Source organism: Romboutsia sedimentorum, from assembly GCF_030131845.1.
GTDB lineage: Bacteria > Bacillota > Clostridia > Peptostreptococcales > Peptostreptococcaceae > Romboutsia_D > Romboutsia_D sedimentorum.
This window is the reverse complement of the sequence record NZ_JASKYM010000007.1, coordinates 81,945-93,634: the sequence shown is the minus strand read 5'-3', so window position 1 is coordinate 93,634 and position 11,690 is coordinate 81,945. Positions and strand designations below refer to the sequence as shown.

Annotated in this window: 10 protein-coding genes; 9 read left to right on the top strand and 1 reads right to left on the bottom strand. The window is 29.3% G+C overall.

Annotation, left to right across the window (positions count from 1 at the left end; translation table 11 throughout):
* The first annotated feature begins 25 nt into the window (after nucleotides 1–25).
* Nucleotides 26–1,402 carry an MATE family efflux transporter gene (locus tag QOZ84_RS12560; protein WP_284133311.1) on the top strand — a complete coding sequence of 459 codons (1,377 nt, stop codon included), beginning with the start codon at nucleotides 26–28 and terminating at the stop codon, nucleotides 1,400–1,402.
* 85 nt (nucleotides 1,403–1,487) lie between these two features.
* Here the strand turns inward: QOZ84_RS12560 and QOZ84_RS12555 are convergent, their stop codons facing one another.
* Complete coding sequence (locus QOZ84_RS12555) at nucleotides 1,488–1,658, bottom strand: DUF362 domain-containing protein (protein WP_284133310.1); 171 nt, start codon at nucleotides 1,656–1,658, stop codon at nucleotides 1,488–1,490.
* A gap of 456 nt (nucleotides 1,659–2,114) precedes the next feature.
* On the opposite strand from QOZ84_RS12555, the gene cooS reads away from it, so the two are divergent.
* The 8 genes from cooS (at nucleotide 2,115) to pyrB (ending at nucleotide 11,665) form a co-directional block, all read left to right on the top strand.
* Entirely contained in the window at nucleotides 2,115–4,016 is a 1,902-nt protein-coding gene (cooS, locus tag QOZ84_RS12550; RefSeq protein WP_284133309.1) for an anaerobic carbon-monoxide dehydrogenase catalytic subunit, read from the top strand.
* Nucleotides 4,009–4,461 carry a 4Fe-4S dicluster domain-containing protein gene (locus tag QOZ84_RS12545; protein ID WP_284133308.1) on the top strand — a complete coding sequence of 151 codons (453 nt, stop codon included), beginning with the start codon at nucleotides 4,009–4,011 and terminating at the stop codon, nucleotides 4,459–4,461. The genes cooS and QOZ84_RS12545 overlap by 8 nt, the downstream gene beginning before the upstream one ends.
* A complete protein-coding gene (locus tag QOZ84_RS12540; RefSeq protein ID WP_331496580.1) occupies nucleotides 4,455–5,723 on the top strand; it encodes an NAD(P)/FAD-dependent oxidoreductase in 1,269 nt (422 codons plus the stop codon). Before QOZ84_RS12545 ends, QOZ84_RS12540 begins: the two co-directional genes overlap by 7 nt.
* Before the next feature lie 345 nt (nucleotides 5,724–6,068).
* Nucleotides 6,069–6,338 carry an AbrB/MazE/SpoVT family DNA-binding domain-containing protein gene (locus tag QOZ84_RS12535; protein WP_284133307.1) on the top strand — a complete coding sequence of 90 codons (270 nt, stop codon included), beginning with the start codon at nucleotides 6,069–6,071 and terminating at the stop codon, nucleotides 6,336–6,338.
* A gap of 249 nt (nucleotides 6,339–6,587) precedes the next feature.
* Nucleotides 6,588–7,889, top strand: coding sequence for a Glu/Leu/Phe/Val family dehydrogenase (locus tag QOZ84_RS12530; protein WP_284133306.1), 1,302 nt, complete (start codon nucleotides 6,588–6,590; stop codon nucleotides 7,887–7,889).
* Nucleotides 7,890–8,062: 173 nt separating this feature from the next.
* Nucleotides 8,063–8,875, top strand: a complete 813-nt coding sequence (locus tag QOZ84_RS12525; RefSeq protein ID WP_284133305.1) for an ATP-binding protein — start codon at nucleotides 8,063–8,065, stop codon at nucleotides 8,873–8,875.
* Between the two features lie 374 nt (nucleotides 8,876–9,249).
* Complete coding sequence (locus tag QOZ84_RS12520; protein ID WP_284133304.1) at nucleotides 9,250–10,503, top strand: C40 family peptidase; 1,254 nt, start codon at nucleotides 9,250–9,252, stop codon at nucleotides 10,501–10,503.
* A 196-nt stretch (nucleotides 10,504–10,699) separates the two neighbouring features.
* On the top strand, nucleotides 10,700–11,665 hold the full coding sequence (pyrB, locus tag QOZ84_RS12515) for an aspartate carbamoyltransferase (RefSeq protein WP_284133303.1): 966 nt from the start codon (nucleotides 10,700–10,702) through the stop codon (nucleotides 11,663–11,665).
* Nucleotides 11,666–11,690 lie beyond the last annotated feature (25 nt).

Here is an 11,690-nt window from a genome sequence, read left to right as displayed (position 1 = left end):
AATATTTTAATGAAGGAGTGATATTTTGCAAGGATTATTTTCTTTAAATGAAGATAATAAGAGATTTTATAAAATACTTATATCTTTATGTATCCCAATAATTATACAACAGCTTATATCTACTTCTGTAAACGTAATAGATACAGTAATGATAAGCAGCTTAGGAGAAGCATCAGTAGCATCAATAGGTGTTGCAAATCAATTCTTCTTTTTATTTAATATGTCATTATCTGGAATTACTGGTGGAGCAGGAGTTTTTATTTCGCAATTTTTCGGAAAAGGTGATGTAGGTAATATTCGTAAGGTTACTGGCTTTAGTACAATTTTATCAATTATACTGAGCTTGTTATTTTTCATACCAGCATTAGTTGTTCCAACTGGTATTATTAATATTTTTTCTTACGATCCAGAAGTGATTAAACTTTGCACTGAATATTTTAGTATTGTAGTATTTTGTTATCCACTTATTGCTATTAGTACTGTATTTAGTATGGGGTCAAGAGGAGTTAGAAATCCTAAACTTGGAATGTTTTGTAGTTCAGCTGCTTTAGTAGTAAATATAATACTTAACTATGGTCTTATATTTGGTAATTTAGGGCTTCCGATGTTAGGTGTAAAAGGTGCTGCATTAGCAACTGTTATTGCTAGATTAGTAGAATTAGTTTTAATTCTTGGATATGTTTATTTTGCTAAGAAAGATTATATATTAAGATTTAGTTTGATAGATTTAAAACTTATTGATTCTATATTTGTAAAAGCATTTTTATCAAAGAGTTTACCGATAATTTTAAATGATAGCGCATGGGCTGTTGGTACTGTTTTATATTCAGTTGCATATTCAAAGGCAGGAACGTCTGCTATTGCAGCTAGCCAAATTGCCACAAGTACTGGGAACTTCTTTATAATGACAGCTGTTTGTATAGCTATTGGAGCATCTATAATGCTAGGAAACGAGCTTGGTGCAGATCATTTAGATAGAGCTATACTATACGCTAAAAAGTTCTCTATCCTTGTTTTTATAGCAGGATTAATATTTGGAGCGTTACTAATAATAAACATTCCATTGTTATTAAAAATATTTAGTGTATCTGAAGCTTTAACACCTGATATAACAAAAATATTTATTATAATGGGAGTAATGATGGCACTTAAGTCATTTAATACATTGATAGTAATAGGAGTTTTAAGAAGTGGTGGAGATACTAAATATGCTCTTTTCTTAGAATTGGGATGTATGTGGTTAGCTTCAATACCATTAACATTCTTTGCTGCATTTAATGGAGCACCTATTTATATATTAGTCTTACTTACTTATGCAGAAGAAATAGTTAAGTTCATATTTGGAGTACCTAGAGCTCTTTCTAAAAAATGGGCGGCTAATATAGTTAAGGAAATGAATTAAAAATTAATTTTAAAGAAAATAAAAAAGATGAATTCTTAAATTAAGAGTTCATCTTTTTTTATTTAAACATTATTATATACAAATACTACTCAGGTTGAGGAGCGTCAACAGGACAAACTCCTGCACAAGCACCACATTCAACACAAGTATCAGCAGCTATAACGTATTTGTCATCTCCTGCAGATATACATTCAACTGGACATTCAGCTTCACAAGCACCACAGCTTATGCAAGCATCATTTATTATGTAAGCCATATTAAAATCCTCCCTTAAAATAATTATTTTATTCAGTAATATTATAACAAAAATACTATCATTTAACAAATTAAATAATTCTACAATAATGTTAAGATTATGACAAAAAAAACTAAGAAAAATATATGAATATTGATTGTAAATTATAAAAATAAGATTTATAAAATTAATATTATATTTAACTTATAAATATATAGTAAAAATGAATAAAAAAAGTACTATATTGAATATAGTTAGGAAAACATTTTTTTTGAAATTGCTAAATAAAATTATATTTATAAAAAAATGTTAATATTTTCAAATAAAAATGTTTGAACTTAATAAAAAGACGGTAAGTATATGATATAAATAAAATTAATCTATATAGTTAAAACTTAGTCAAAGATCATATCATTATAAATTTAAATTCAATAAGACTAAAAATTAAATAAAAAAAATTCAAGGGGGAATTTAAAAATGTCTTGTAATACTTGTAAAATGTGTGAGAGTGCAGATAAGAAATTAGAAAAATTTGTTGCGTCTAAGGATGTAGAAACATCTTTTCACAGAACTGAAGATCAAAAGGTTAAATGTGGATTTGGACTTCAAGGGGTATGTTGTAGATTGTGTGCAAATGGACCATGTAGAGTAACGCCTAAATCACCAAAAGGGGTATGTGGAGCAGATGCAGACACAATAGTAGCAAGAAACTTTTTAAGAGCTGTAGCATCAGGTTCAGCTTGTTATTTGCATGTAGTTGAAAATACAGCAAGAAATTTAAAACATCTAGGGGAAACTAAAGGGAATATAAAAGGCATAAATGCTCTAAGAAATTTAGGTGAGATGTTTGAAATAGAGGAAAACGATAGTCATAAGATGTGTATAAAAGTAGCTGAAAAAGTTATAAATGATTTATATAAACCAAGAGATGAAAAAATGGAACTTGTTGAAAAAATAGCATATGCACCAAGAGTTAAGAAATGGAAAGAATTAGGGATAATGCCAGGTGGAGCTAAATCAGAAGTATTTGATGCTATAGTAAAATCTTCAACTAACTTAAGTAGTGACCCAGTAGATATGTTAGTTAATTGCTTGAACTTGGGAATATCAACAGGTTTATATGGACTTACATTAACAAATCTTTTAAATGATGTTATGTTAGGAGAACCAGTTATAAGAATGGCTCCAGTAGGGTTTAATGTAATTGATGAAGATTATATTAATATAATGATAACAGGTCACCAACATTCAACATTCTCTCATTTCCAAGATAGATTAAAAGATGCAGATGTAGTAGCTATGGCCAAAGAAGCAGGAGCAAAAGGATTTAAGTTAGTAGGATGTACTTGTGTTGGTCAAGATTTACAATTAAGAGGTGAACATTACCAAGAAGTATTTGCAGGTCATGCAGGAAACAACTTTACAAGTGAAGCTGTACTATCAACTGGGGCTATAGATATAGTATTATCAGAGTTTAACTGTACAATACCAGGGCTTGAACCAATAGCAGATAAATACAAAGTTAAGATGGTTTGTTTGGATGATGTAGCTAAAAAAGCTAATGCAGAGTATGTTAAATTTGATAGAGAAAACTTAGAAGCAATAAGTACTGAATTAATAAACAAATCATTAGAATCATACAAAGAAAGAAGAAGTGTAGTTGAAATAGATATACCAAAGGATCATGGATATGAACAATCTTTAACAGGAGTAAGTGAAAAGAATTTAAAAGCATTCTTAGGAGATTCATGGAAGCCACTTATAGGATTAATTGCAGAAAGTAAAATAAAAGGGATAGCAGCTGTAGTTGGATGTTCAAATATGACAGCTGGAGGTCATGATGTAAACACAGTTGAATTAACTAAAGCTTTAATTAAAAAAGATATATTAGTTTTATCAGCAGGATGTTCAACAGGAGGACTTGAAAATGTAGGGCTTATGTCTCCAGGATCAGAAGATTTAGCAGGAGATAACTTAAAAGAAGTTTGCAAGTCACTAGGTATACCACCAGTATTAAACTTTGGACCATGTTTAGCAATAGGAAGATTAGAGATAGTTGCAACTGAATTAGCAGCTGAACTTGGAATAGATTTACCACAATTACCATTAGTTTTATCAGCACCACAATGGTTAGAAGAACAAGCACTAGCTGATGGAGCATTTGGATTAGCATTAGGTTTACCGCTTCATTTAGCATTACCTCCATTTATAACAGGTGGAAAATTAGTAACAGAAGTTTTAACAGAAAAATTAAAAGACTTAACAGGCGGCCACATTATTATTAATCCAGACCCTAAATCTTCAGCAGATCAATTAGAAGAAATTATAATAGATAGAAGACAAAAATTAGGATTAAAGGAAGTGGAATGCTATGCATAGAATATTGATAAATAAAGAATTATGTACTGGATGTAAAAACTGTGTTTTATCTTGTATGTTAAAGCATAGTGATAGCGACGATATATATACTCTTAATTTAGAAAATATAGATAATGATGGCAGAGGACATATAGAATTAGACAAAGATAATAAACCTGTACCTATAATTTGTAGACATTGTGACGAACCAGAATGTGTATTAACTTGTATGAGTGGAGCTATGGTCAAAGATAAAGAAAGTGAGATAGTATCATATAATGAAAAGAAATGCGGTTCTTGTTATATGTGCGTAATGTCTTGCCCTTATGGAGTTCTTAAAGTAGATGATAGAACTAAGCAAGTAGTATTAAAATGTGATTTATGTAAAGATGAAGAATATCCTAAATGTGTAGCAAACTGTCCAAGTGGAGCATTAGAGTTACAAAAGGGGGATGCTATATGTTAGATAAAATTTTAAATATATTTAAGTCTAAAAATACTATTGATTATATGATTTTAGGAGCTAGTGCAGCTGGAATAAATGCAGCTAAAACACTTAGAGAATTAGATAAAGAAGCTAGTATAGTGGTTATATCAAAAGATGAAAAAGTATATTCTCGTTGTATGCTTCATCATGTTATATCTAATCATAAAAGTACAGAAGATATTAACTTTGTAGATGAAAACTTTTTTAGTGACAATAATATAAAGTGGATAAATAAAAAAGAAGTTTTAAACATAAATTCAAATATAAAATCAGTAGAAACTAAAGACCAAATAATAGAATATAAAAAGCTTTTAATAGCAACTGGAGCATCAGCTTTTATACCTCCTATAAAAAACTTAAGGGAAGCAAACTATGTATACCCACTAAGAAATATAGAAGATGTGTATAAAATAAAAGAAAAAGCAATTAATTCTAAAAAGGTAGCAGTAATAGGCGCTGGATTGGTTGGAATAGATGCACTTGTCGGGCTATTAGAATATAAAAACCTTGAATTGTGTTTAGTTAATACTGGAGACTTTATACTTAATAAACAATTAGATAAACATTGTGCCATGACATATGAAAATAAATTAACAGAAGCAGGTGTAAAATTATATCAAAATGTTTCTATTGAAGAAATATCTATGAAAGAAAATAACGATGTAAATGGAATTGTGCTAAAAGATGGAAAAATAATAGAGTGTGACATGATTGTTGTGGCTACAGGGGTTAAACCAAATGCAGATTTTATAAAAGACACAAATATAGATTATGACAGAGGTATAGTTATAAATGATAAATGTGAAACAACTCAAAAGGATATATATGCAGCAGGTGATGTTGTAGGCAAAAATGCTATATGGCCATTGGCTGTAAAACAAGGTATTACAGCAGCTTATAATATGGCTGGATTTGAAAGAGAAATAGGAGATAGTTTCTCTCAAAAAAATAGTATGAATTTTATGGGCATTGCTACTGTATCATTAGGAATAACTCATCCAATAGACGATAGTTATAAAGTAGTAACTAGATGTGATAAAGAAAACTATAAAAAATTCATATATAAAGATAATATTATTTATGGTGTAGTTGCTCAAGGTGACATATCATATACTGGTACCCTTGCTTATTTAATACAAAATAAAATAGAGATACCTGATTTAGAAAACAGAATATTTGATGTAGGTTATGCAGATTTTTTAGCTCTTAAAGAAAATGGAGAGTTTTGCTATAACGTTTAAATTTAAAAAACACTATAAGTAATGGAGGGCAATTGCCCTCCATTTTATTATATAAAACTAAAAATATTTAAATATAAATGTCACGCAAACAGGACAATGAAAAACTAATAAATAAGTAAATGATGTCACGCAAACGAGACATTATTTACTTATTTATTAGCTCTTAAAATTTAATTTTTCAAACTATAAAAACATTTTCATTTAGTATATTGTCATATATCTATATAAATTCGTTGTTTATATAAATATATGACAATATAGATAAGATGTAATTATTTCCAGTTACTTTTACATAAATATCCAATAAAATGAAGTAAATAGATTAATTAATTTGTGGAGGTAGTAATGAACAACAATTCTAAAGATTTATCCGTAGGCGTAGAACGTGCTATTGACAGTTTAGGTAGACTTGTTCTACCAAAGGAGATGAGAAATGCATTAAATTTTCAAGATAATCAAGTAGTCAATATAAAATTATTTAAAAATTATATACAAGTTGAAAAAAGTATAATTAATTGTAATTTTTGTGATAGCCAAGAAGATATTATTTATCACAAAAATTTTCCTATGTGCAGAAATTGCTTAAATGAACTAATTGAAAAATTTAATAAATAAAAAAAAGAATAACTTATTTGAGATGTTCCCTTTATGGTAGATAGTTAAAATTGGACTTGACCCTGTTTAAGTAGAAATTATAAATAGTCTACTTGATAGGGAATAGTTCAATTTTTTTTAGTTAAAAAATAAACAATTTTAAAATTAACCAAATTAAAAAAATTATGGTATAATCAAATCATAAGTTCGGGGAAAGGGTTTTCTGAACTAGAGATTAATAATAATATAGCATTTTTAGGGGGCTTCAAAATGGCAGAAAAAACTTTGAATGTATTAGAAATAGCAAGAGAACAGGTTAAACATGCATGCGACAAACTAGGTGCAGATCCAGCAGTATATGAAATATTGAAAAATCCAATGAGAGTTATGGAAGTATCATTCCCAGTTAAGATGGATGATGGTACGACTAAATCTTTTACAGGATATAGATCTCAACATAACAATGCATGTGGACCTTTTAAGGGTGGATTAAGATTCCATCCAGCTGTATGTATGGACGAGGTTAAAGCCTTATCAACATGGATGACATTTAAATGTTCAGTAGTAGGAATTCCATATGGTGGTGGAAAAGGTGGAATGGCTATTGATCCAAGAGATTACTCACAAACTGAGTTAGAAAAAATAGCTAGAGGATTTGCAAGAGCAATAGCACCAATTATAGGTGAGAAAGAAGATATACCAGCTCCAGATGTTAATACAAATGGACAAATAATGTCTTGGATGGTAGACGAGTATGCTCAAGCTACAGGAGAATTCCAACCAGGTGTATTTACAGGTAAACCAGTAGATTTCTATGGTTCTTTAGCTAGAACAGAAGCTACAGGATATGGAGTTGCTACAATGGCTATGGAAGCTGCCAAAAAATTAAATATAGATTTAAATAATGTAACGGTAGCATTGCAAGGTTTTGGGAATGTTGGAAGTTATGCAGGTATGTACATAGAAGAAGCAGGAGCTAAGGTTGTTGCAGTGGGGGATCATACTGGAACTATATATAATGAAAATGGAATCAATATAAAAGCTTTAATGGAGTATAATAAGGTTAATAGGGGAGTAAAAGGATTCGAAGGAGCAGAGCATACTGAGGATAATATATTAACTATGGATGTAGATATATTAATGCCATGTGCGTTAGAAAATCAATTAACTTCTGAAAATGCAGGAGATGTAAAAGCTAAAATAATAAGTGAAGGTGCTAATGGACCTACAACTCCAGAAGCGGATAAAATATTATCTAAAAATGGAACAACTTTAGTTCCAGATATATTAGCTAACAGTGGTGGAGTTACTGTATCTTATTTTGAATGGGTACAAAATTTAAGTAGATATAATTGGTCATTTGAAGAAGTTCAAACAAAGCAAAAGAAACTAATGGTAGATGCATTTGAAGATATATGGAGTTTAGCAAAAGAATATGAAGTAGATATGAGAACTGCTGCATATATGATGTCTATAAAGAGAATAGCAGATGCTATGAAGATGAGAGGGTGGTATAGTGATACTCCTCAAACAGAAATAGTAGAAGAAAAAGCTTTATTAGCAACTGAATAATTAATAAGTAAAGAATAAGAAGTGGCACATAGCTACTTCTTATTTTGTATTAATATGCTTTAGTTTTGCATCACTAAGTACAATATTTTTTCTTTCATACTTTGATTTATTATTTTATACTAGTTATAATGGTATAATTATGTAACTAAAAATTTAAAAAGAAGGTAAAATATATGGAAATATATGCATTAGTTGGTACTAGCGGAACAGGGAAAAGTTACAAAGCATTAGAATTAGCTTATGAAAATGATATAAAGTATATAATTGATGATGGTCTTTTGATACATAAAAATAAGATAATAGCTGGAGTGTCTGCAAAACAAGCTAAAACAGTTATGGGAGCAGTAAAAAGGGCTATTTTTAATGATGAAAATCATAGAGACAATGTGAAATTAAAACTTCAACAAGAAAATATAGATAAAATCTTAGTATTAGGAACATCTAATAAAATGATAAATCAGATATTAGAAAAGCTAGATATGAAAGAACTTTATAAAATAATAAATATAAAAGATATAAGTAGTGAAAATGAAATAGCTATAGCAAGAAAATGCAGAAAAAAAGGAAATCATATAATACCAGTTCCTACTATGGAAATAAAACCCATAGCTAGTGGTATGAGTATAAATTCATTAAAGCGATTCTTTAGAAAAAATAACAATAGTTGTAAAATAATAGAAAAAACTATAATAAGACCTACATTTAGCTATATAGGTAAATTTTACATAAATCCAAATGTTATAGAACAAATTATATATTATGAAATAGATAAGATAGATAAGGTAGAAAAAATTAACAAATTAGAGGTAATTAATGCAAATAATATTATAAATATACATTTAAATATTAAAATTAATGACGTTTCACAAATAAAAGAAATTCATAAAATTCAAAAGATAATAAAAGAAAATGTTGAAAAAACAACGCTAATTAATGTAGAAAAAGTGAATATACATATAAATAAATTAGCGAAGAATTTTGTTTAAATTTCAACGTAAAAATTAACATAAATGGTTAATTTATGCTTAAAAATGGTTGAAATATGTAAGTAAATCCTCAAAAAACTTTACTTTTTGCAATACTTAATATATACTTAGATAAAAGATGTATATTTAGGTGATACATTGGATAAAATAATTAGTTTAGCTAATTAAAACTATTATATTTTTATAAAAGGTAAATATTTGCGAATACGATATCTTAATATAAGAATACTACATAAAATGTTATGATAGATTACAAAAAAGTTACAAAAGACTTCATGGAATATTTTATGTATTAAAATTTTATCCTAGACAACTTCACCTATAAAAATAACACGTAAGATGTCTTATGGTGAATTTTTGGAGGTAAAATATCAATGAAGAAAAAAATATTAGTACCAATGTTTGCATCAGTTGTGGCTTTATCAATGAACTCGATTGCAAATGCAGATGAAATAGAAAATAAAGAAATAGAAAATAAAGAAAAAAGCGCAAGCACAACTATAGATTTAGGTGAATTTAAAGACGTTACATATAAAGTTGCTACTGTTAAAGAAGGCGTAGCTGTAAAAGTAAGAGAACAAGGTTCTGTTCAACATATAGCTTACACTGGAGATGAGTTCAAAGTTTTAGGAACTCAAGGAGACTGGGTAAAAGTATCAGTTGCTGACGGTGAAGGATGGATACCATCAAGATTCGTAGATATGAAAGAAGCTAATGGATACACAACTGAACATAAAGTAAACTTTAGAAAAGAAGCTAATACAGAAGCTAAAGTAGTAGAAGAATTAGAAATAGGAAGCCCTGTAAAAGTTATAGAAGATAATGGAAGTTGGATGAAAGTTAAGAAAGGCGAAGAAGAAGGATATATAAGATCATTATATGTTGCTGATAAAGCGCCAGTTATAGAAGTTGAAAAAGCACCAGTTGTTGAAGATGAAAAAACTCCAGTTGTTGAAAATACAGATAATAATCAAGCTGTAGACAACAATGTTGATTCAAATAACAATGTAGATCAAAATAATGATGCAAAATCAAATGATGATCAAACTGTAAACAACAATGAAAATTCGAACGATAACCAAACTTCAAACAATGAGCAAAACAACAATACAAACTCAAATAATAATAATTCGAATAATAACAATTCGAATAATAATAATTCAAATAATAACAATAACGGTGGAGAAACTCAAAAACCTGTTGAAAAACCATCAGAAGGTGAAGATTCAAACAACCCACCAACAAGTAATACATCAGCTGCTCAAGCAATAGTGAACTTAGCTTATGCTAAATTAGGTTCTCCATATGTTTGGGGTGCAGAAGGTCCTAATAGCTTTGACTGTTCAGGTCTTACTTCATACGTTTATAGAAATGCGGCTGGAGTTAATTTACCAAGAACATCTGGTTCACAAGCTGGATACGGACAAACTGTAAGTAAATCGAATTTACAAGCAGGGGATTTAGTATTCTTTAGTACTAATGGAACTGGAAGTGTAAGCCACGTAGGTATATACATAGGTGGAGGTAACATGATACACGCTCCAAAACCAGGTGATTCTGTAAAGATTACAAACATAAACTCTTCTTACTATGTATCAGCATTTGTAACAGCTAAAAGAGTTATATAATAGTGAAATTATAAGGAGTTATCTTGATTACGAGATAGCTCCTTTTTGGTAAATACTTTTAACATAGTTAAGAATTATTTTAAATATAAACTGTATAAAATAGGTTGACATTAAAAAGAAAAGGTGTTAGAATTCAATCAGAATAAAAAAATACTTTTAAATTCAGTCCAGAGAGGCTGAAAAAGGAGGAAAATATATGTTATTACAAGGAAGAAATTTAATCCAACCAGAAGACTTTTCGGTGAACGAAATAGATCAAATATTATCATTAGCTCAAAATATAATTGACAATCCGTCAAAATATTCTCGTATATGTGAAGGTAAATTATTGGCTACATTATTCTATGAGCCATCAACAAGAACTAGATTAAGCTTTGAAGCTGCAATGTGCAGATTAGGTGGAAGTATTGTAGGTTTTTCTGAGCCCAATTCATCATCTGTATCAAAAGGAGAATCATTAGGTGATACGATAAGAACTGTAGCATGTTATGCAGACGTAATCGCGATGAGACATCCAGTAGCAGGTTCGGCTCACGAAGCATCTCAGTACTCAGACGTACCTTTTATAAACGCAGGAGACGGAGGAAATCAACATCCAACTCAAACACTAACAGACCTACTTACTATAAAATCCCTTAAAGGAAATTTAGAAAATCATACAATAGGATTATGCGGAGATTTAAAGAATGGAAGAACAGTTCACTCTTTAGTTAAAGCTATGGCTAGATACAAAAACACTAAATTTGTGTTTATATCTCCAGATGAATTAAAAATGCCTGAATACATAAAAGAATCTATACAAGAACAAGGGCATGCATACTATGAAACTAACAACTTAGATGAAGTCATAGGAAGTCTAGATGTTTTATATATGACAAGAGTACAACAAGAAAGATTTGAAGATAAAGCAGAATATGAAAGATTAAAAGATTACTATATATTAAATAGTGCTAAAATGCAAAATGCTCAAAAGGATATGCTAGTAATGCATCCACTTCCAAGAGTAAATGAAATAGATGAAGATGTAGACACTGACGATAGAGCAGTGTACTTTAAGCAAGCTAAATATGGAATGTTTGTAAGAATGGCATTAATGATGAAACTTTTAGGAGTTGAAGATATAGCAGATAGCTTTCAAAACAAAATGTTAGAGTGTATATAAAACTCAAATTAATCAGCATATGACA

Bases quoted from the DNA above. Each gene is read 5' to 3' on its own strand.
- QOZ84_RS12555 (WP_284133310.1), bottom strand. From the start codon at position 1,658: ATGGCTTACATAATAAATGATGCTTGCATAAGCTGTGGTGCTTGTGAA.
- cooS (WP_284133309.1), top strand. From the start codon at position 2,115: ATGTCTTGTAATACTTGTAAAATGTGTGAGAGTGCAGATAAGAAATTA.
- QOZ84_RS12545 (WP_284133308.1), top strand. From the start codon at position 4,009: ATGCATAGAATATTGATAAATAAAGAATTATGTACTGGATGTAAAAAC.
- QOZ84_RS12540 (WP_331496580.1), top strand. From the start codon at position 4,455: ATGTTAGATAAAATTTTAAATATATTTAAGTCTAAAAATACTATTGAT.
- QOZ84_RS12535 (WP_284133307.1), top strand. From the start codon at position 6,069: ATGAACAACAATTCTAAAGATTTATCCGTAGGCGTAGAACGTGCTATT.
- QOZ84_RS12530 (WP_284133306.1), top strand. From the start codon at position 6,588: ATGGCAGAAAAAACTTTGAATGTATTAGAAATAGCAAGAGAACAGGTT.
- QOZ84_RS12525 (WP_284133305.1), top strand. From the start codon at position 8,063: ATGGAAATATATGCATTAGTTGGTACTAGCGGAACAGGGAAAAGTTAC.
- QOZ84_RS12520 (WP_284133304.1), top strand. From the start codon at position 9,250: ATGAAGAAAAAAATATTAGTACCAATGTTTGCATCAGTTGTGGCTTTA.
- pyrB (WP_284133303.1), top strand. From the start codon at position 10,700: ATGTTATTACAAGGAAGAAATTTAATCCAACCAGAAGACTTTTCGGTG.